Source organism: Tabrizicola sp., from assembly GCF_016793705.1.
Classification (GTDB): Bacteria; Pseudomonadota; Alphaproteobacteria; order Rhodobacterales; family Rhodobacteraceae; genus Tabrizicola.
In genome coordinates this window covers 91,507-110,623 of the sequence record NZ_JAEULO010000018.1, presented here as the reverse complement: position 1 = coordinate 110,623, position 19,117 = coordinate 91,507, and the positions used below count along the sequence as shown (strand labels likewise).

Genomic DNA, 19,117 nt, shown 5'->3' with positions numbered 1-19,117 from the left:
GCGGATCGGGCAGAGAAGGCGCCGGCAGGAGGCAGAGATGACCGAGATCACCGCGCTACGACCCATGGTTCCGGCGCAACCCGCACCCGACGCCGAGGTCCTGCCGCACAATATCGAGGCCGAGCAGCAGCTGCTGGGCGCAATTTTGACAAACAACGATGTGTTCGACCGCATCTCGTCGCTGGTCCGGGCCGAGCATTTCTTCGATCCCGTGCACCATCGCATCTTCGAGATCGCCGCCGCGCGCATCCAGAAGAACGCGCTGGCCTCGCCCGTCACGCTGAAGGCGTTCCTGGAGGATGACGACGGGCTGAAACAGCTGGGCGGGCCTGCCTACCTGGTTCGGCTCGCCGGAGCGGCGATCTCGGCCTATGCCGCGCGGGACTATGCGCAGATGATCTACGACCTCGCGGTGCGGCGCGAACTGATCCAGCTGGGTCGCGACATCGCGGCGCAGGCGGCGAAAGTCGAGGTGGCGTCAGAGCCGAAGGACCAGATCATCGAGGCGGAGCAGCGGCTCTACAAGCTGGGCGAGCAGGGTGTTGCCGAACGTGGGTTCCAGAGCTTTCTCAAGGCAGTAACGGACGCTGTTAACGTGGCCAATGCCGCCTACCAGCGCGACGGCGGGCTGGCGGGCATCTCCACCGGCCTGATCGACATGGACAAGAAACTGGGCGGGCTGCACTCTTCCGACCTTCTGATCCTTGCGGGGCGTCCGTCGATGGGCAAGACCTCGCTTGCCACCAACATCGCCTTCAACATCGCCAAGGCGCACAAGCGGGGCCGGTTGCCGGATGGCACCGAAGGGTCTGTCGAAGGCGGCGTGGTCGGGTTTTTCAGCCTGGAGATGAGCGCCGAACAGCTGGCCGCGCGAATCCTCTCCGAAGCCGCCGAAGTGCCGTCCGAACAGATCCGCCGGGGCGACATGACTGAACAGGAGTTCCGCCGCTTCGTCGAGGCCGCGAAGGCGCTGGAGGCCTGTCCGCTGTATATCGACGACACGCCCGCCCTGCCGATCAGCCAGGTCGCGGCCCGGGCGCGGCGGCTGAAGCGCACCCATGGGCTGGACGTGCTGATCGTCGACTACCTGCAGCTTCTGAAGGGCTCGTCCAAGGACAACCGGGTGCAGGAAGTCAGCGAGATCACACAGGGGCTGAAGGCGATTGCGAAGGAACTGAACATCCCGGTCATCGCGCTGTCGCAGCTTTCCCGCGCCGTTGAAAGCCGCGACGACAAGCGCCCGCAGCTTTCCGACCTGCGGGAATCGGGGTCGATCGAGCAGGACGCCGACGTGGTGATGTTCGTGTTCCGCGAGGAATATTACCGCGAGCGCGAGAAGCCGGGCGACCACGAGCTGGAGAAGATGGCGCAGTGGCAGGCGCTGATGGAATCGGTGCATGGCAAGGCCGAGGTCATCATCGGCAAGCAGCGCCACGGCCCGATCGGCACGGTGGAGCTTTCGTTCGAGGGCCGCTTCACCCGCTTCGGCAACCTCGCCCGGCCCTGGCAGGGTCAGGGCGGGCCGGACGTGGGATTCTAGGACCGCGCCCGGATCGGGTCGGCCAAGAGGCGTAACCCGTTCAGCACGACGAGAAGCGTGCCGCCCTCATGGCCCAGTACGGCAAGCGGCAGCGGCAGGTCGAAGAACAGGCTGCCCGTGACCAGAAGCGCCATTGCCCCGATGGAGATCGCGAGATTCTGCCGGATCACCCCTGCCGCGCGGCGGGAGAGCGCGCGGGCGGCGGCGAGTTTGCGCAGATCCTCGGCCATCAGCGCGACATCGGCGGCTTGCAGGGCGACCTCGCTGCCTGCGACCCCCATCGCCACGCCGACATCGGCGCGTGCGAGGGCGGCAGCGTCGTTCACCCCGTCGCCGATGAAGGCGACCTTGCCACGCTGCGCGGCGCCATCGACCAGCTTCACCTTGTCGCCCGGCAGGAGGCCCGCATGGATTTCCCCTGGTGCGAGGCCGAGTTGCGCGCCGATCCGGGCGGCCACCGGGGCGCGGTCGCCCGTCATCATGAGGATATCGGTGCGGCCCCCCGCCTTCAGGTCGTGTAAGGCCTCGGCGGCGGTGGCGCGGGGTTCGTCGGCAACTGTCACCCCGCCCAGGACGCGGGAGCCGCGACCGACGAGGACCAGCGTTTCGGACCCGTCCGCAAGCGGGGCGAGGGTCTCGGGGAGTGTCGCCCCCATCGCCGCCAGCATCCGTGCGTTTCCGGCCCAGACCGGCCCCTCGGCATCCTGCCCGGTGATCCCCTCGCTGGGATGGGCGCGAACGTCGTCCACCGGAACCGGCGCGACCCCGCGTTCACCCCCCTCGCGCCGGATGGCCGCGGCGATGGGGTGTTCGGACTGCGCCTCAAGCCCGGCGGCCAGCGCGAGGAAGGCCGCCTCGTCCCCCTCCAGCGCGACGACATTCGTCACCGAGGCAAGGCCGGTGGTCAGCGTGCCGGTCTTGTCGAAGGCGAAGGTCCTGACCTCGGCCAGGCCCTCCAGCGCCGCGCCGCCCTTGAAGAGCACCCCGCCCCGCGCCGCCGCCGACAAGGCCGAGAGAATCGCTGCGGGGACCGAGATCACCACCGCGCAAGGGCTGGCCGCGACGAGAAGCGTCGCCGCGCGGTAAAGCGCTTCGCCGGGGGCGTGGCCGATGAAGCGGAAGGCGAACCACGACAGGAAGGACCCGACGAAGACGGCGATGGTGTAACGCTGACCGAACCAGTCGGAGAACCGCTCTGAGGGTGCCTTCTGTGCCTGTGCCTCGGTAACGAGCCTGATCATCTGCGCAACGGTGCTGCTCTCCAGTCCGCGCAGGACCTCGACCGTGAGGACGCCGTCGAGGTTCACCGTTGCCTCGTGGACCGGATCGCCCGGCACCTTGCGGACCGGCGCCGATTCGCCGGTGACGGTGCTTTCGTCCAGATGCCCCGAACCCACGACGACGCGCCCGTCCACCGGCACCCGCGCGCCGGGGCGCAGGATCACCCGCTCGCCGGGGACCAGATCTGCGACCGGCACCTCGACCACACCCTCGGGGCCTTCGAGAAGCGCCGTCTCGGGCCGGAGATGCATCAGCGCCTCGACCGCGCGGCGGGCCTTGCCCATCGAGCGGTGCTCCAGCGTATGCGAGAGCGAAAACAGCGCCAGCAGCACCGCCCCCTCCAGCGCCGCGCCGACCGCAGCCGCCGCAAGGGCCGCCACCACCATGAGGAGGTCGATGTCGAGCCGCCGCTCGTGCCACAACTCGGAAAGCGCGGTGCGCAAGGGCGGGATGCCGCCCGTCAGGTAGGCGAGGCCGAGCGAGGCCCAGACCAGCCCCTGCGGCAGCGGTTGCAGGAAGGCATGAAGCGCCGCAAGGCCCAGGCCCGCCCAGCACAGGACGGTCAGATAGAGCCCCGCTTCCTCGTCTTCTTCATGGTCGTGGGACTGTGTGCTCACACCGGCCTCCTGCGTTCGTCCCACCGTCGCGCAGGGGGCGGGAAAGGGCAAGCGCCCGCCCCGCCGGGAGTTTCCCCCTTGACCAGGCCTTCGCCCCGGTCGAAACAGCCGCATGGCAACCGGAACCCTGACCATCGACCTCGACGCCATTGCGGCGAACTGGCGCGCGCTGGACCGGATGACCGGCGGCGGCGTGCAGACGGCTGCCGTGGTGAAGGCCGACGCCTACGGGCTGGGCGTGACCCGGGTGGCCCGCGCGCTGGCCAATGCGGGCGCCCGGCGCTTCTTTGTCGCCGCGGCCGAGGAAGGCGCGGCAGTCCGTCAGGCGCTGGGGCCGGGGCCGCAGATCGCGGTCCTGTCCGGCCATATGGCCGGCGATACCGAGATGATCCACGATCTCGACCTGACGCCGATGCTGAACAGCCTGGACCAGATCACCCGGCACCTCGAATCGCTGCCCGGCCATCCGTTCGGGGTGCAGCTCGACACCGGGATGAACCGGCTGGGCGTCGAGATGCTGGAATGGCAGGCGGTCGCGCCGATCCTGGTCGAGGCCGGGCCGGAGCTGCTCATGAGCCACCTCGCCTGCGCCGACGAGCCGGATCATGCGCTGAACGAGGCGCAGCTCAAGGCCTTCCACGAGATGACCGACGGCACCGGCCTGCCGCGCAGCCTTGCGGCGACGGGGGGCATCCTCCTCGGGCCGCGCTATCATTTCGACCTGACCCGCCCCGGCGTGGGGCTTTTTGGCGGGCGGCCCTATGAGGCGGCGATCCCGGCGCTGACCCTCTCGCTGCCGGTGATCCAGACCCGCGAGGTGAGCGAGGGCGAAACGGTGGGCTATGCCGCGAGCTGGACCGCGACGCGCCCCTCGGTCATCGCCACGCTTGCGGCGGGCTATGCCGACGGGCTGCCGCGCACCTTGTCGAACCGGGCGCAGCTCTGGGATGGCGACACCGCCTGCCCACTGGTGGGCCGGGTCTCGATGGACATGATCACCGTCGACATCACCGACCTGCCCGAAGTACCGAGAAGTCTCGACATCATCGGCCCGAACCAGCCGGTCGATGTGCTGGCCGACATTGCAAGCACCATCGGCTACGAACTGCTGACGGCGCTTGGCGCGCGTTATACCCGCCGCTATCAGGAACGTCCGGCATGATTTCCGGCACCCTTGGCGGCATCGGCCGCCCGGTGTTGCAGGCCATCGCCGCCGTGGGCCGTGTGGCGCTTTTCGCCGCCTCCATCCTTGGGCATTTGCTGCGTCCGCCCTTCTACCTGCGCGAACTCGGCGTCTCGCTCCTGCAGATCGGCTGGTATTCGCTGCCCGTCGTCGGCCTGACCGCGATCTTCACCGGCGGTGCGCTGGCCTTGCAGATCTATGCCGGCGGGTCACGCTTCAACGCCGAATCCGTCGTGCCCTCCATCGTCGCCATCGGCATGACGCGCGAGCTTGGCCCGGTACTCGGGGGCCTGATGGTCGCCGCGCGGGTGGCGTCGTCCATCGCAGCCGAGATCGGCACGATGAAGGTGACGGAGCAGATCGACGCTTTGGTCACATTGTCCACCAACCCACTGAAATACCTGGCCGTTCCCCGTGTCGTGGCCGCGACCCTGGCAATGCCGGTGCTGGTCGCCACCGGCGATGCCATCGGCATCATGGGCGGCTGGCTGGTCGGCATCACAAGGCTCGACTTCAACTCCGCCGCCTACCTCAAGAATACGGTCGATTTTCTGGAGGCCTGGGACGTGGGTTCCGGGCTGGTCAAGGGCGCGGTCTTCGGTTTCATCGTGGCGCTGATGGGTTGCTATCACGGGATGAATTCGGCCCGGGGGGCGCAGGGCGTGGGGGCGGCGACGAAATCCGCCGTGGTCTCGGCCTCGGTCCTGATCCTCGCGGCGAACTACGTCCTGACCGAGGTGTTCTTCTCGTCATGATCGAGCTTCGCGATGTCCACAAGCGGTTCGGCGAGAACCGGGTGTTGCAGGGGGTGAACCTCTCCATCGCCTCGGGGACCTCGATGGTAATCATCGGCGGCTCGGGCACGGGCAAGTCGGTGCTCTTGAAATGCATCCTCGGCCTCGTGCGACCCGACAGCGGGACGATCACGCTGGACGGGCAGGATGTGACGACAGGCGACCGCGACGCCTTCCTCGCCCGCTTCGGGATGCTGTTCCAGGGCGGGGCGCTCTTCGACTCGCTGCGTGTCTGGGAGAACGTCGCCTTCCGCCTGGTCCGCGGCCCGAAGGCCCTGCCCAAGGCGCAGGCGCGCGAGGTGGCGGTGGAGAAGCTGCGCCGCGTCGGGTTGAAGCCCGAGACCGCCGACCTTTACCCCGCCGAGTTGTCGGGGGGGATGCAGAAGCGCGTCGGCCTCGCCCGCGCCATCGCGGCGGAACCGGAGATCATCTTCTTCGACGAGCCGACCACGGGGCTGGACCCGATCATGGCGGGCGTCATCAACGACCTGATCCGCGAGATCGTGGTGGAGATGGGGGCAACGGCGATGACCATCACGCACGACATGTCCTCGGTCCGCGCGATTGCCGACAACGTCGCGATGCTGCACGGCGGGGTGATCCGCTGGACCGGGCCCGTCGAGGAAATGGACGCGACGCCAGACGCTTACGTGCAGCAGTTCATCCACGGGCGGGCGGATGGGCCGATCGAATCCGTCCGCTGACCGCTAAACCTTGATTCAAATTGCGCTCGCTCCTTGAAGAAATACTCCACAGGAGGTCTGAAGGGTGTGAAACCCTCCAGACCGCCGCCGGTCACGGGAAACAACGATGAAGTACCTGAACCTCACCCTCCTCATCCTCTTCCCCGTCGCCTGGTTCGCCCCCCTCCTCCGCGCCGCGATCCTGCCGATCTTCGGGATGGACGAGATCAGCGTCATCACCGGCCTGCAATCGCTATGGGAATCCGACGCAGGCCTAGCCCTCCTCGTCACCTTCCTCGCCATCTTCGCGCCCTATGCCAAGACCATCGGCCTCGCGCTTCTGCACTGGAACCTGCTTTCCCCGAAGACCCTTCCGGCGCTGGAAATCCTCGGAAAACTGGCGATGGCCGATGTCTTCCTGATCGCGCTCTACATCGTCATCGTGAAGGGCGCGGGCCATGTGACGGTGGAAACCGCCTGGGGGCTCTACCTCTTCACCGCCTGCGTGCTGGCCTCGATCCTGATCTCATGGAAATCGAAGCCTGCGGCCTGAAGGTCAGCGGGTGGGCAACATGTCCCGCAATTCTGGCGGGATGTCGGCCTCGGGAACGCGGTCCAGAGTATAGGTGACCGTGCCCATCGGCGGCGGCAGGTCGACGAACATCAGCAACTCATCGCCTGAACAGCTTTGTCGCATCGGCATCACGGACACGTCACCGTCGGGCACAACGGGCGCTGGAGACCCATCCATCGTCACCGTCGCGAAGCCCCCGGTCATCGAACAGAAGGCGAGAGTGTCACCGCTGCCGGCGGTGAAGAACCCCGTTCCGCCCGTCGTCCTCAGCGCCACCTCCATCTCGCCGGCCGAACCGGAATCGGTCAGGAAAGTGATATCGGCACCGGCGCTGAGGGTAGAAGTGACAAACCAGCCGTCCCGCTCGATCCGGATGAAGAGCGCCCGGCCGGAACTCTCCATTGCGTGGGCGCGGACGTTTTCGGGCAGGCCTGCAAACATCATCTCCATCCGCTCGGCCATGTCGCTGGACCCAACCCAGGTCCCGACCATGCAGGGCGGCACCAATCCTGTTTCGACCGTGCACATCGTCTGGGTCGCGGCTGGACTGGCCACACATGCGACAACAATCGTCAAGCGCCACATTCCGAATTTCCGCTTCCGTTCACACGTCATACCATCACCCTCCACGGCAAATCTGTCAGAAGGATCGCACGCAATCTGCTCGTTCCTTCGCCTTGATACTGCCCAAAAGTCCCGGCACTGTCGCGCCTCATGAAACAGAATGTCTCGTTCACCTGCACTGTCTGCGGCGCCGCCTATCGCAAATGGGCCGGCAAATGCGACGCCTGTGGCGGGTGGAACACCATCGTCGAGGAGGCGCCTCTTTCCACCGGCCCGAAGGCGCTGGGGGCCAAGGGCCGGGCGATTCCGCTGACCGATCTGGCGACCGAGGAAGCCCCGCCGCCCCGCGCCTCGTCGGGCATTGATGAACTGGACCGGGTGCTGGGCGGCGGGCTGGTCCCGGCCTCGGCGATCCTGGTCGGCGGCGACCCCGGTATCGGCAAGTCCACGCTCCTGCTGCAAGCTGCCGCAAGTTTCGCGCGCAAAGGGTTGAAGTGCCTCTATATCTCCGGCGAGGAAGCCTCTGCCCAGGTGCGGATGCGCGCCCAACGTCTCGGCCTCACCGACGCCGCCGTCCACCTCGGCGCCGAGACCAACCTGCGCGACATCCTGACCACGCTCGACGCCGAACGCCCGGCACTGGCGATCATCGATTCCATCCAGACCATGTGGCTGGACCAGGTCGAGGCGGCGCCCGGCTCGGTCTCACAGGTCCGCGCGGCGGCGCATGAGCTTGTCACCTTCGCCAAGCGGCGCGGCGTGGCGGTGGTGCTGGTCGGCCATGTCACCAAGGAGGGCCAGATCGCCGGCCCCCGCGTGGTCGAACACATGGTCGACACCGTGCTCTACTTCGAGGGCGAGCGCGGCCACCAGTTCCGCATCCTACGCGCGGTGAAGAACCGCTTCGGCCCGGCGGACGAGATCGGCGTCTTCGAGATGACCGGCGGGGGGCTGGCCGAAGTGCCGAACCCTTCGGCCCTGTTCCTGTCGAACCGCGACCAGCCCGCGCCGGGTTCGGCGGTCTTCTCCGGGATCGAAGGCACCCGCCCGGTCCTGACCGAGATCCAGGCGCTTGTCGCCCCCTCCACCCTCGCCAGCCCGCGCCGGACGGTTGTGGGCCTCGACTCGGGCCGCGTCTCGACCATCCTCGCCGTGCTCGAGGCCCGCTGCGGCATTCCCTTCGCGGGGCTGGACGTTTTTCTGAACGTCGCGGGCGGCCTGAGGGTCAGCGAACCCGCCGCCGACCTTGCCGTCGCCGGGGCGCTCCTTTCGGCCCGCGAGGATGTGGCGATCCCGCCAGACATGGTGCTTTTCGGAGAAATCAGCCTCTCCGGCGCGCTGCGCCCCGTGGGCCAGACGGAAAACAGGTTGAAAGAAGCCTCGAAACTTGGTTTCTCACAGGCAACTGTGCCATCCCATTCAAAGATCGAAGGGACGGCAGGGCTGACGGTCCGGCAGATGGCGGACCTGACGGCGTTTGTGGGCGAAATGTTCGGGGCAGGATAAGCCCTTTGAAAAGAACGGAATGGGGACGTAAGCGATGGAAAACCTGACCGCAGTTGATGGGGGCGCGGCGCTCATCATCATCATTTCGGCCATTCTCGCCTTCTCGCGCGGTCTGGTGCGGGAGTTGATGGCGATCCTCGGCTGGATCGGCGCCGCCATCGCCGCCTATTACTTCGCGCCCGGCGTGCAGCCGCTGGTCAAGGAGCTGCCGGTCGTCGGCGAGTTCCTGTCCGACAGCTGCGAATTGTCGGTCGTTGCCGCCTTCGCGGGTGTCTTCGTCATCGGCCTGATCGTCGCTGCGCTCTTCACGCCGCTCTTCTCCGGCGCGGTGCAGCGCTCGGCGCTTGGCGGGATCGACCAGGCGCTCGGCTTCCTGTTCGGGGCGGCGCGGGGCGTCCTGCTGATCGCCATCGCTTTCATCGTCTACGACCGGGTCCTCAGCGATCAGCGGATCGAGATGATCGACAACAGCCGCACCGCGCTCGTCTTCGCCAATTTCCAGGCCCAGATCGACGACAACATCCCCTCGGATGCGCCGGGCTGGATCGTCGAGCGTTACAACGAGCTGACCAATGTCTGCGCCACCGGCACCGCGCCGGCGCCGGTCACGCCCGAAGCCCCCGCGCCCACGACCGAGGCGCCTGCCACCAATCCGTGAAGCCCGACCGGCGTTTCGGGGCGTGACAGCCCCGGACGGCTGCCGTAAAGAGCGGGCCAAGGCTTCTGACAGGATTCGGACGCATGGCCCCCTTCCGCTCGCACCCCTTCGATGACGACAAGCTGAAGGAGGAATGCGGCATTTTCGGCGTGGTCGGCGTGGCCGATGCGTCGAATTTCGTGGCGCTTGGCCTGCATGCCCTGCAACACCGCGGGCAAGAGGCCGGGGGGATCGTCTGCTATCACCCCGAGCATGGCTTCAACTCGGCCCGCCGCTTCGGCTATGTCCGCGACAACTTCACCAAGGCCGACGTGATGGACACGCTGCCGGGGTCGCTCGCCATCGGTCATGTGCGCTATTCCACCGCCGGATCCAAGGGCGCAACGGCGATCCGCGACGTGCAGCCCTTCTTCGGCGAGTTCTCGATGGGCGGCTGCGCCATCGCGCACAACGGCAACCTCACCAACGCGGCGGCCCTGCGGCGCGAGTTGATCGAGCGCGGGTCGATCTTCCAGTCCTCGTCCGACAGCGAATGCATCATTCACCTGATGGCGCGGTCGATCCAGAAGAACCTGTCCGAGCGGATCAAGGACGCGCTGCGCCGGGTGGAGGGCGCGTTCAGCGTGGTCGCCATGACCCGCACCAAGCTGATCGGCGTCCGCGACCCCTTGGGCGTGCGGCCTCTGGTCCTGGGCCGCGTCGGTGATACCGGCTGGGCACTGTCGTCGGAAACCTGCGGGCTCGACATCATCGGCGCGGAATTCGTCCGCGAGATCGAGCCGGGCGAGATGGTGGTGATCGAGGGCAACAAGGTGGAATCGACCCGCCCCTTCACCCCGGCGAAACCGCGCTTCTGCATCTTCGAGAATGTCTATTTCTCGCGCCCCGACAGCATCATCGGCGGCCGGTCGGTCTATGAAACCCGCCGCCAGATCGGCGTGGAACTGGCGCGCGAGGCCCCGGTGGATGCCGACCTCGTCTGCCCGGTCCCCGACAGCGGCACCCCTGCGGCCATCGGCTTCAGCCAGGAAAGCGGCATCCCCTACGCGATGGGGATCATCCGCAACCAGTACATGGGCCGCACCTTCATCGAGCCCACCGACCATATCCGCAACATGGGCGTGCGGCTGAAGCTGAACGTCAACCGCGCGCTGATCAAGGGCAAGCGGGTGATCCTGGTTGACGACTCGGTCGTGCGCGGCACCACCAGCCGCAAGATCAAGGACATGATCCTCGAGGCCGGCGCGGCAGAGGTCCATTTCCGCATCGCCTCGCCCCCCACCGCCTGGCCCTGTTTCTACGGGGTGGACACGCCGGAACGCTCGAAACTCCTCGCTGCGACGATGTCCGAGGACGAGATGCGCGACTGGATCGGGGTGGACAGCCTGAAGTTCATCTCGCTCGACGGCCTCTACCGCGCCGCCGGTGAGGCCGCAGGCCGCGATCCCGCCAACCCCCGCTTCTGCGACGCCTGCTTCTCCGGCGACTACCCGGTGGCTCCCTCCGACAAGATCGAGGAAGGCTTCGAGATGAAGGCGGCGGAGTGAGCCCCGCCGATCCCGCATCGGTCGACGCCTATATCGCCGCCCTGCCCCCTGATCAGCGGGACGCTTTGACCGACCTCCGAGCACGGCTCAATGCGCTTCTCCCCGACCACATTGAGGTCATGTCCTACGCCATGCCTGGCTTCCGCCAACCCGGCCCGAAGGGCAAGATGGTCGCGGGCTACGCGGCATTCGCCAAACACCTCGGCCTCTACCCCCATTCCGGCAGCGTCATCCCCCGGATCGACTGCTCCCCGTTCAAGACCTCCAAGTCCGGCGTCCTCTTCACCCCCGATCGGCCGCTGCCCGACGCGCTCCTGCGCCAGATCATCGAGACCCGCCAGGCCGAGATCGCTGCGGGATATGGCCGCAAGGGTTGAAGACCCTCCCCCTTGCCCTTTCATACTGGGACAAATATCCCCGCCGGAGGCTCCGACGCCTCCAGAAGGACAAACGCATGACCCAGAAGATCGCCCTCGTCACCGGAGCCTCGCGTGGCCTCGGCTCGGCTATCGCCGAGCAACTGGCGCTTCGGGGTTGGCACGTCGTGGCCGTTGCCCGCACCGTTGGCGGGCTTGAGGACCTCGACGACCGGGTCAGGCGCGCGGGCCTGCCGGGGGCGGGCAGCCTGACGCTCGCGCCGATGGATGTGACCAACGACGATGCGATGCGCCACCTGTGCCGCAGCATCCACGACCGCTGGGGCGGGCTCGGCCTCTGGGTCCATGCCGCGATCCATGCGGCACCGCTGGCCCCGGCGGGCCATGTCGACCAGAAGGACTGGGAGAAGTCGCTTTCGACCAACGCCCGCGCGTCGGGGATGCTGATCCCGATGGTCGAACCGCTTCTGCGCGCGCATGAGGGGACGGCCCTCTTCCTCGATGATCCCCGCGCCGGACAGCCGTTCTTCGGCGCCTATGGCGCGACGAAAGCCGCCCAGATCGCGCTGGCGCGCAGCTGGCAGGCCGAGACGGCGAAACATGGGCCGAGGGTGGTCATCGCCGCGCCCGCAGGCCTGCCCACCGCCACCCGCGCGCGGTTCTTCCCGGGAGAAGACCGGACGAAGCTCGCCGATGTGCAGGCCGAGGCGGCGCGGATTCTCGACGCCTTGTAAGCCCGGACCCAAATTCCTTGAGCAAGGAATTTGTCAAATTTCTTCCTCAAGAAATTTGGGGCCTACGCCGCCAGTGCCGCCTCGATGGTGGACCACAGGGTCTCCACCGGCTCGACCCCGACCGAAAGCCGGATGAACCCCTCAGCCACCGCATCGCCCCAGCGCGACCGGCGTTCGGCAGCGGTGTGGACGCCCCCGAAGCTGGTGGCCTGCTCGATCAGCGGACAGCGGGCGAGGAAGGCCTCCGCCGCTGCCTCATCCGCCAGTTCGAAGCCGATCAGGAAGCCGCCGTTGGCCATCTGCCCTCCGACCGACCTGTGCGATGGATCGCCCGGCAGGCCGGGATAGCGCAATCCCCGCACCTTGGGATGGGCTGCCAGCCGTCCGGCGATCACCGTCGCCGAGGCGCACATCCGGGTCAGGCGGACCTCCAGCGTCTCCAGGCCGCGATGGACGAGATAGGCCTCGAACGGCCCCGGGACCGACCCCGACTGCCGCCGCCATTCGCGGATGCGGGCCATCAGGTTCGGGTCCCGCCCGGCGACATGGCCGAAAAGCGCGTCGGAATGGCCCGCCGGGGCCTTGGTGTCGGCGGCGACCACCAGGTCGGCGCCAAGGTCCAGCGGGCGCTGGAGAAGCGGCGTCATCGTCGTGTTGTCGGCGATCAGCAGCGCCCCGGCGGCATGGGCCTTCCGCGCGAGGGTCGCGATGCCCACCGTGTCGAGGCCGGGATTCGAGGGGGTCTCGATGTAGATCACGTCGAAGCCGGTGAAGTCCTCCACCTCCATCTGCGCCGTCGGGACCCGCGCCACCTCGACCCCATAGACCTGCAACAGGTCACGGCCGAGGAGGCGGGTGACGTAGTAGCCGTCGGCGGGGAGCATCACCTTCGCCCCCGCCTTCAGGCTGCAGACCAGCGCCGCCGTGATCGCGGCCATGCCGGAGGGGAAGGCGACCGTCTCGGCGGCCTCCAGGATGGACAGCTGCGCCTCGACGGCGTCCCAGGTCGGCTGGCCGGAGCGGCCGTAGTAATGGGCGGCCCCCTGCGCCTCGGGCAGGTGGAAGGTGGTCGCGACCGAGATCGGGGGCACGACCGGCTCGCCCAGGGCGAGGCCCGCCTTGCGGTGGTGGAGGAGGCGGGCGATGCGGGCGTCAGCGTCGGCGGTCATGGCGGGCTCCAGGGTGTCCACGGTGGACAAGAAGAGGACCCGCAGCGAAATCAAGCACTTGGCCGCGGGCGTTTACCGAACCTTAACCTGCGTCCTGAGCGCCCTCAAGCGCTCACTCCAGCCGCGCCGGGAAGCCTTCGGCGCGCAGGTCGGTGCCCAGCAGATCTTCCAGCAGCTTCGCGATCATCGGCGATTGCGCGGCGCCGCCATAGGCCGCCCTGGCCGCGATATAGGTCTGGTTGGTGATCGAGGCGAGGTCCAGCGGCACACCGAATTCCTTGCCGAAGCCAAGCGCAAACCCGAGGTCCTTCAGCGCCAGGTCGATGTTGAAGGCGATGTCGTAGGAGCCGTTCAGGATCAGCGCGCCTTCGGTTTCATGGACGAAACTGTTTCCGGAACTGGCAGCAATCGCCTGCCAGGCCTGCCCAAGGTCCAGCCCGCCGCGCTTGGCCAGCATCAGCGCCTCGGAGGTCGCCTTGAGGTGGATGAAGGCCAGCATGTTGGTGATGACCTTGATGATCGCCGCCGAGCCGAGCGGCCCCATGTGGAAAAGCCGCTTGCCGATGACCGACAGCGCCGGGCGGTGGAGGTCCACCAGGTCCTGATCGCCGCCCAGAAGCACGGTGATCTCCCCCCGCGCGGCAAGGTGGACTCCGCCCGTCACCGGCGCCTCCAGGAGGCGCACCTGCCCGATCCGCGCGAGGCCCGCGAGGCGCAGCACGTCGTCGCGGCCGAGGGTGGAGTTCTCGATCCAGGTCGCGCCCGGTTTCAGCCCGGTCATCAGTTCGGCCAGCACCGCCTCGGAGACGGCGGGGTTCGGCAGGCAGGTGAAGACATGGTCCACCTGCTCTGCCAGCGCGGAGACCGAGGGCGCGATGGTGGCCCCCAGCGCGGCATGGCGTTCGGCGAGTGCCGGGTTGCGGTCATAGACCGTGACGCGGTGTCCCGCCTGCAAAAGGCTGACAGCAAGATGGCCGCCGAGGTTGCCGAGACCAATATAGCCGTAGTGCATTTGCATTTCTTTTCCAAGCGTTGTGCGCGCTACCTGAAGTGGATGTTGAACCGCTTGCGGATCGCTGCGTCGATCTCCGGCTCAATGCGGCAGCCGGCTTTCGCGAGGATTGAATTCTTCCGGGCGATGGCCGTATCGAGGAGCAGCGGCTTCCCGGCCTCGTTCCACTCCTTCGGCGACATGCGGTTGCCGACAGCGGGGTAGATGTACTCGGTCTGCATCAGCCTCAAGGTCTGGTCCGAGCCGAGATAGTGGCCGGGGCCGCCGAGGCAGACGTCCTTCATCGCCTCGATGGAGGTCGAGTCGGGCGTCACGTCGATGCCGCGCACCAACCGCATGGCCTGGCCGAGGAGGTCGTCGCCGAGGACCAGCGATTCCAGGCAGAAGCCGAGAAGCGAGGCATGCATCCCCACTGCCTCGTAGCACATATTCAGCCCCGCGAGACCGGCGAGGGCGTTGGTGATGCCCTGCTCCCATCCCGCCTGCATGTCGGGGAGCTTCGAGTCGCTGATGCCGCTCGCAGCGCCACCCGGCAGGTCGTAGAAGCGGTGCATCTGAGCGCAGCCCGCGGTGAGGAGCGCCTGTTCCGCGCTGCCCCCGGACATGGCGCCTGTTCTCAGATCGGAAACGAAGGGCCAGGTGCCGAAAATCGCCGGGGCACCGGGCTTGATCGCGTTGACATAGACCACGCCCGCCAGACATTCCGCGACCGCCTGCACGATGGTCAGCGCGATCGGCGCGGGCGCGGTGGCCCCGGCCTGCCCTGCCGACAAAAGCAGCATCGGCATGCCGCGGCGGATGCAATCCTCCATCGTGATGCAGCTCTCCTCGGCAAACTTCATCGGCGGGACGACGAAGCAGTTGGAGTTCGAGACGAAGGGGCGTTCCAGCCACTTCTCCTCGCCCCCGGCGACCATGTGCAGCATCTCGAAGCAATCGGCCACGTGGGAGGGGTCGGAGAACGAGGTGCCGACGTGTTTCACGGTGCCCGCAAGGCTGCCATAGAGCGTGTTGAGGTCCATCTCCTTGTTGTCGGTGACGTCCCGGCAGACCATCGTGCGCTGGTAGAAGTGGATGTTGTCGAGATTGTCGACGAGACGCGCCGCGTCATAGAGGTCCTGCGCGGTCGACTCCCGGTAGTCGAGGGTAATGGGGTCGACGATATGCACCGCCGCGCCCGCGGTGCCGTAGTGGACGTTGGTCCCGGTCAGGTGCAGATCATGCTTCGGGTCGCGGGCGTGGAGCGTGATGTTGCGGGCAGCCTTGGCCAGCATGTCCTCGACCAGCGCGCGGGGAAAGCGGATGCGGCCGTCGTCGCCCTGGATCGCGCCCGCTTCGGTCAGAAGCTTGACGCCGGAGGGTGGGGCCTGGCTCAGGCCGATCTGTTCCAGCGCGTCCAGTGCTGCGGCATGGATCTGCCGGACTCCGGCCTCGGTCAGGGGCTTGTACTGGCCGCCGGGCAGACCCGCGCGGACGGGTTTCACATCGTCGGCGAGGGGTGCGGCGCGCAAGGCCACGCGAGCCTGTCGGCCTCCGCTGCGGCGGGCGCGGGCGGGTTCGCAGGTCTCGCCGATGTCGGGCATGTCGGTCATTGGGAGGCTCCTTTCAGGAGAAGCGCGTCGATCTCGTCGCCACTGGCGGTGGTGGCGAGGGGGGCAAAGCTGCCGTGGTTCAGCATGGCGGTCACGCTGTCGCGGATCGCGGCATGGGTGAGGCGAGCGATCTGGCTGCCGAGGGAGATACGGCGGACGCCGATTGTCGCGAGTTCGGCGACGGTAAGCTGTTTGAGCGGCCCGGCGGCGAGGGCGTTCACCGGCTTGGTCACGGAGGCAACGATCTGCTTCAACTCGGCGGGTCCGGGGGGCACGGGGATGTAGAGGAGATCCGCCCCGGCGGCCTCGAAAGCCTGCAATCGGCGGATGGCTTCGGTCAGGTCATAGGTGCCGTGCATCACCCCGTCAGCGCGGGCGCAGAAGATGAAGGGACGCCCCAGCGCGCGGGCAGCGGCGGCCCCGGCCTTGATGCGTTCCACCGCCAGATCAAAGGCGTAGGGCGCGTTGCCGGGGATCATCTGCGTATCCTCGACGCTGATGCCGGACAGGCCCACCTCAGCCGACAGGCGGACGGTTTCGGCCACGTCCTCGGGGCTGTCGCCGAAGCCGTTCTCGAAATCGCCGGAGACGGGGAGCGGCGTCGCGGCGATCAGGTCCTGCGCATGGGCCAACGCCTCGTCGCGGGTGACGCCACCGAGGTCGGGGCGGCCGAGAGTGAAGGCATGGGCGGCGGAACTGGTCGCCAGCGCCCTGGCCCCCAGCGCCGCCATCATCTGTGCAGAGCCCCTGTCCCAAGGGTTCGGGATGACGAAACAGCCCTGCTGGTGCAGGTCGTGAAAGGCCTGATGGCGCGCGGCCAGGCTCATGCGCGGATCCTTTCGGATTTCGGGTCGTACATCGGGGCGAGGCTGGCGATGGCCTCATGCCGCTGGCCCGCGACTTCGACTTCGTAAGTGGACGACAGGATCTCTTCATCGCTCTGGCCTTTGGCAGGGACATAGCCCATGCCGATGGCCCCGCCGAGGTGGTGGCCATAGGCGCCGGAGGTGACGGGGCCGACGATTTTGCCATCGCGGACAATGGCTTCGTTGTGGAAGAGCAGCGGCTCGGGGTCCTTGAGGCGGAATTGCAGCAGCTTGCGGTCGAGGCCCTGCTGTTCGCGGCGGAGCACCGCCTCGCGCCCGATGAAGGCAGGTTTCTTGCGGCTGACGGTGAAGCCGAGGCCCGCGTCCAGGACGTGATCCTCATCGGTGATGTCATGGCCCCAGTGGCGGTAGGCCTTCTCGATCCGGCAGCTGTCGAGCGTGTGGAGGCCGCAGAGCTTGAGGTCGGGAGCGGCCTCCATGATTGCCTCGAAGACATGGGCGGTCTGGTCGGTCGGTATATACAGCTCCCAGCCCAACTCGCCGACATAGGTCACGCGATGGGCGCGGGCGAGGCCCATACCGATCTCGATTTCCTTTGCTTTACCAAAGGGGTGCGCGGTGTTGCTGAAGTCGTTGGGCGAAACCTTGGCCAGCACGTCACGGGACTGCGGACCCATCAGGCAGAGGACCGACTCGGCAGCAGTGACATCGGTGATCACCGCGAAGTCGTCGCCGACATTGGCCCGCATCCAGGCGAGGTTGCGTTGCAGGGTGGCGCCGGGGACGACAGCAAGGAAGGCAGTCTCGCCAAGGCGCGCCACGGTAAGATCGGCCTCTATCCCCCCATTTTCATTGAGGAACATGGTATAGACAATCCGCCCTTCGGCCAGATCCATCTGCGCCGAGGAGATGCGGTTCAGGAATGCGCAGGCATCCCGGCCCTCGATCCTGATCTTGCCGAACGAGGTCATGTCGAACAGACCTGCCGCCTCGCGGACCGCCATGTGTTCGGCGCGGCTGTTGTCGAACCAGTTCTGCCGTTTCCAGGAATAGCGATACTCCCGCTCCTGCCCTTCGTTCGCGAACCAGTTCGCGCGCTCCCAACCGGCGACCTCGCCGAAGACCGCGCCACGGGCGGCAAGGTGATCATGGATCGGGCTGCGCCGGACGCCGCGAGAGGTGACGACCTGCCGGTAGGGGAAGTGGTCGGCGTAGAGAAGGCCCAGCGTCTCCGACACCCGCTCTTTCAGATACTTGCGGTTCTTCTGGAACGGCTGCGCGCGGCGGATGTCGACTTCCCAGAGGTCGAAGGGCGGCTCGCCTTCGGTGATCCAGTGCGCCAGCGCCTGCCCCGCGCCGCCAGACGAGACGATGCCGATGGAATTGTATCCGGCGGCGATCCAGTAGCCCTTCACCTCGGGCGCCTCGCCCAGGTAGTAGCGGTCGTCGGGGGTGAAGCTTTCCGGTCCGTTGAAGAAGGTGTGAATGCCCGCGGTCTGGAAGAGCGGCATCCGGTGCATCGCATGTTCCAGGATGGGCATGAAATGATCCCAGTCCTCGGGCAGGGTGTCGAACTCGAAGTCCTTGCGGATGCCCTCCATGCCCCAGGGTTTCGCCTTCGGCTCGAAGGCGCCGAGCATCATCTTCCCGGCGTCCTGCTTGTAATAGGCACATTCGTCCGGCACGCGGAGGACGGGGGTATTCGGGTCCAGCCCGGCGACGGGTTCGGTGATCAGGTAGAAATGCTCGCAGGCATGAAGCGGCAGCGTGACGCCGTTCTGGAGCGCAAGGTCCCTGCCCCACATCCCGCCGCAGTTGACGATCACATCGGCCTCGATATGCCCCGGACCCGCGTCTGTTTCATAGTCGACGCCGGTGACGCGGCCCCCGGCGGTCGTGACCTTCGTCACCAGAGCGCCCTCGAAGATCTTCGCCCCCCGCATCCGCGCGCCCTTGGCCAAGGCCATCGCGATATTGGCGGGGTCGCATTGGCCGTCGAGCGGCAGCGCCACAGCACCGACCACGCCGTCGATGTTCAGGTGGGGATATTTCGCCTTGGCCTCGGCGGGTGAAATCTCATGCACCTCCACGTCGAAGATCCGCGCGACGGTCGCCTGCCGCAGCAGTTCCTCGTGCCGCTCTCTGGTCAGCGCGACCGAGATCGAGCCGACCTGCTTCATGCCGGTGGCGACGCCGGTCTCGGCCTCCAGCCCGCGATAGAGATCGGCTGAATACTTGGCGAGCCGGGTCATGTTCGCCGACCCACGCAGCTGGCCAATCAGCCCCGCAGCATGCCAGGTCGTGCCGGAGGTCAGCTTGCGCCGCTCCAGGAGAACCACATCGGTCCAGCCCGCCTTGGCGAGGTGATAGGCCACCGAACAGCCCGAGACCCCGCCCCCGATCACCACCGCCCGCGCTTTCGTCGGAACCTCAGCCATCACTCTGGTCTTTCATACTGG

General features: G+C 67.2%; 17 protein-coding genes. 10 read left to right on the top strand and 7 right to left on the bottom strand.

The genetic code is table 11. The annotated features are described in order from the left end of the window. The first annotated feature begins 37 nt into the window (after nucleotides 1–37). Nucleotides 38–1,540 carry a replicative DNA helicase gene (locus JNJ68_RS03100; protein ID WP_294978807.1) on the top strand — a complete coding sequence of 501 codons (1,503 nt, stop codon included), beginning with the start codon at nucleotides 38–40 and terminating at the stop codon, nucleotides 1,538–1,540. On the opposite strand, the gene JNJ68_RS03095 is transcribed toward JNJ68_RS03100, so the two are convergent. Continuing rightward, complete coding sequence (locus JNJ68_RS03095; protein ID WP_294978805.1) at nucleotides 1,537–3,438, bottom strand: cation-translocating P-type ATPase; 1,902 nt, start codon at nucleotides 3,436–3,438, stop codon at nucleotides 1,537–1,539. The genes JNJ68_RS03100 and JNJ68_RS03095 overlap by 4 nt on opposite strands. A 112-nt stretch (nucleotides 3,439–3,550) precedes the next feature. Between JNJ68_RS03095 and alr the strand changes: the two genes are divergently transcribed. The 4 genes from alr to JNJ68_RS03075 all read left to right on the top strand — a co-directional run bounded on the left by alr (nucleotide 3,551) and on the right by JNJ68_RS03075 (nucleotide 6,651). After that, nucleotides 3,551–4,600 carry an alanine racemase gene (alr, locus tag JNJ68_RS03090; protein ID WP_294978803.1) on the top strand — a complete coding sequence of 350 codons (1,050 nt, stop codon included), beginning with the start codon at nucleotides 3,551–3,553 and terminating at the stop codon, nucleotides 4,598–4,600. Then, nucleotides 4,597–5,376, top strand: coding sequence for an ABC transporter permease (locus tag JNJ68_RS03085; protein ID WP_294978800.1), 780 nt, complete (start codon nucleotides 4,597–4,599; stop codon nucleotides 5,374–5,376). The genes alr and JNJ68_RS03085 overlap by 4 nt, the downstream gene beginning before the upstream one ends. After that, complete coding sequence (locus JNJ68_RS03080; RefSeq protein WP_294978798.1) at nucleotides 5,373–6,119, top strand: ATP-binding cassette domain-containing protein; 747 nt, start codon at nucleotides 5,373–5,375, stop codon at nucleotides 6,117–6,119. Before JNJ68_RS03085 ends, JNJ68_RS03080 begins: the two co-directional genes overlap by 4 nt. A gap of 106 nt (nucleotides 6,120–6,225) precedes the next feature. Next, a complete protein-coding gene (locus tag JNJ68_RS03075) occupies nucleotides 6,226–6,651 on the top strand; it encodes a paraquat-inducible protein A (RefSeq protein ID WP_294978795.1) in 426 nt (141 codons plus the stop codon). A gap of 3 nt (nucleotides 6,652–6,654) precedes the next feature. Here JNJ68_RS03075 and JNJ68_RS03070 read toward each other — a convergent pair whose 3' ends face one another. Beyond that, entirely contained in the window at nucleotides 6,655–7,134 is a 480-nt protein-coding gene (locus JNJ68_RS03070) for a hypothetical protein (RefSeq protein WP_294978792.1), read from the bottom strand. 252 nt (nucleotides 7,135–7,386) lie between these two features. Between JNJ68_RS03070 and radA the strand changes: the two genes are divergently transcribed. From radA to JNJ68_RS03045, 5 genes are all read left to right on the top strand, one after another. Continuing rightward, nucleotides 7,387–8,742 carry a DNA repair protein RadA gene (gene radA / locus JNJ68_RS03065; RefSeq protein WP_294978790.1) on the top strand — a complete coding sequence of 452 codons (1,356 nt, stop codon included), beginning with the start codon at nucleotides 7,387–7,389 and terminating at the stop codon, nucleotides 8,740–8,742. Nucleotides 8,743–8,776: 34 nt separating this feature from the next. Further along, the gene (locus JNJ68_RS03060; protein WP_294978788.1) at nucleotides 8,777–9,400 is read left to right on the top strand and encodes a CvpA family protein; all 624 of its coding nucleotides are present in this window, start codon (nucleotides 8,777–8,779) and stop codon (nucleotides 9,398–9,400) included. Nucleotides 9,401–9,483: 83 nt separating this feature from the next. Further along, nucleotides 9,484–10,947 carry an amidophosphoribosyltransferase gene (purF, locus tag JNJ68_RS03055; protein WP_294978785.1) on the top strand — a complete coding sequence of 488 codons (1,464 nt, stop codon included), beginning with the start codon at nucleotides 9,484–9,486 and terminating at the stop codon, nucleotides 10,945–10,947. Continuing rightward, nucleotides 10,944–11,324, top strand: coding sequence for a DUF1801 domain-containing protein (locus JNJ68_RS03050; RefSeq protein WP_294978783.1), 381 nt, complete (start codon nucleotides 10,944–10,946; stop codon nucleotides 11,322–11,324). The genes purF and JNJ68_RS03050 overlap by 4 nt, the downstream gene beginning before the upstream one ends. Nucleotides 11,325–11,401: 77 nt before the next feature. After that, on the top strand, nucleotides 11,402–12,058 hold the full coding sequence (locus JNJ68_RS03045) for an SDR family oxidoreductase (protein ID WP_294978780.1): 657 nt from the start codon (nucleotides 11,402–11,404) through the stop codon (nucleotides 12,056–12,058). Between the two features lie 62 nt (nucleotides 12,059–12,120). Here JNJ68_RS03045 and JNJ68_RS03040 read toward each other — a convergent pair whose 3' ends face one another. The 5 genes from JNJ68_RS03040 to JNJ68_RS03020 all read right to left on the bottom strand — a co-directional run bounded on the left by JNJ68_RS03040 (nucleotide 12,121) and on the right by JNJ68_RS03020 (nucleotide 19,096). Continuing rightward, nucleotides 12,121–13,227 carry a cystathionine gamma-lyase gene (locus JNJ68_RS03040; RefSeq protein WP_294978777.1) on the bottom strand — a complete coding sequence of 369 codons (1,107 nt, stop codon included), beginning with the start codon at nucleotides 13,225–13,227 and terminating at the stop codon, nucleotides 12,121–12,123. Between the two features lie 112 nt (nucleotides 13,228–13,339). After that, nucleotides 13,340–14,239, bottom strand: a complete 900-nt coding sequence (locus JNJ68_RS03035; protein ID WP_294978774.1) for an NAD(P)-dependent oxidoreductase — start codon at nucleotides 14,237–14,239, stop codon at nucleotides 13,340–13,342. Nucleotides 14,240–14,268: 29 nt separating this feature from the next. After that, on the bottom strand, nucleotides 14,269–15,822 hold the full coding sequence (locus JNJ68_RS03030) for a trimethylamine methyltransferase family protein (RefSeq protein WP_294978859.1): 1,554 nt from the start codon (nucleotides 15,820–15,822) through the stop codon (nucleotides 14,269–14,271). Nucleotides 15,823–15,827: 5 nt separating this feature from the next. Further along, the gene (locus JNJ68_RS03025; RefSeq protein ID WP_294978771.1) at nucleotides 15,828–16,658 is read right to left on the bottom strand and encodes an isocitrate lyase/phosphoenolpyruvate mutase family protein; all 831 of its coding nucleotides are present in this window, start codon (nucleotides 16,656–16,658) and stop codon (nucleotides 15,828–15,830) included. Next, nucleotides 16,655–19,096 carry an FAD-dependent oxidoreductase gene (locus JNJ68_RS03020; protein WP_294978769.1) on the bottom strand — a complete coding sequence of 814 codons (2,442 nt, stop codon included), beginning with the start codon at nucleotides 19,094–19,096 and terminating at the stop codon, nucleotides 16,655–16,657. Before JNJ68_RS03020 ends, JNJ68_RS03025 begins: the two co-directional genes overlap by 4 nt. Between the last annotated feature and the right edge of the window lie 21 nt (nucleotides 19,097–19,117).

Excerpts from the sequence above, each read along its gene's own strand:
- JNJ68_RS03060 (WP_294978788.1), top strand. The coding sequence starts at position 8,777 with ATGGAAAACCTGACCGCAGTTGATGGGGGCGCGGCGCTCATCATCATC.
- JNJ68_RS03070 (WP_294978792.1), bottom strand. The coding sequence starts at position 7,134 with ATGGCCGAGCGGATGGAGATGATGTTTGCAGGCCTGCCCGAAAACGTC.
- purF (WP_294978785.1), top strand. The coding sequence starts at position 9,484 with ATGGCCCCCTTCCGCTCGCACCCCTTCGATGACGACAAGCTGAAGGAG.
- JNJ68_RS03025 (WP_294978771.1), bottom strand. The coding sequence starts at position 16,658 with ATGAGCCTGGCCGCGCGCCATCAGGCCTTTCACGACCTGCACCAGCAG.
- JNJ68_RS03100 (WP_294978807.1), top strand. The coding sequence starts at position 38 with ATGACCGAGATCACCGCGCTACGACCCATGGTTCCGGCGCAACCCGCA.
- JNJ68_RS03030 (WP_294978859.1), bottom strand. The coding sequence starts at position 15,822 with ATGCCCGACATCGGCGAGACCTGCGAACCCGCCCGCGCCCGCCGCAGC.
- JNJ68_RS03040 (WP_294978777.1), bottom strand. The coding sequence starts at position 13,227 with ATGACCGCCGACGCTGACGCCCGCATCGCCCGCCTCCTCCACCACCGC.
- JNJ68_RS03075 (WP_294978795.1), top strand. The coding sequence starts at position 6,226 with ATGAAGTACCTGAACCTCACCCTCCTCATCCTCTTCCCCGTCGCCTGG.
- JNJ68_RS03080 (WP_294978798.1), top strand. The coding sequence starts at position 5,373 with ATGATCGAGCTTCGCGATGTCCACAAGCGGTTCGGCGAGAACCGGGTG.
- JNJ68_RS03085 (WP_294978800.1), top strand. The coding sequence starts at position 4,597 with ATGATTTCCGGCACCCTTGGCGGCATCGGCCGCCCGGTGTTGCAGGCC.
- radA (WP_294978790.1), top strand. The coding sequence starts at position 7,387 with ATGAAACAGAATGTCTCGTTCACCTGCACTGTCTGCGGCGCCGCCTAT.
- alr (WP_294978803.1), top strand. The coding sequence starts at position 3,551 with ATGGCAACCGGAACCCTGACCATCGACCTCGACGCCATTGCGGCGAAC.
- JNJ68_RS03035 (WP_294978774.1), bottom strand. The coding sequence starts at position 14,239 with ATGCACTACGGCTATATTGGTCTCGGCAACCTCGGCGGCCATCTTGCT.
- JNJ68_RS03020 (WP_294978769.1), bottom strand. The coding sequence starts at position 19,096 with ATGGCTGAGGTTCCGACGAAAGCGCGGGCGGTGGTGATCGGGGGCGGG.
- JNJ68_RS03045 (WP_294978780.1), top strand. The coding sequence starts at position 11,402 with ATGACCCAGAAGATCGCCCTCGTCACCGGAGCCTCGCGTGGCCTCGGC.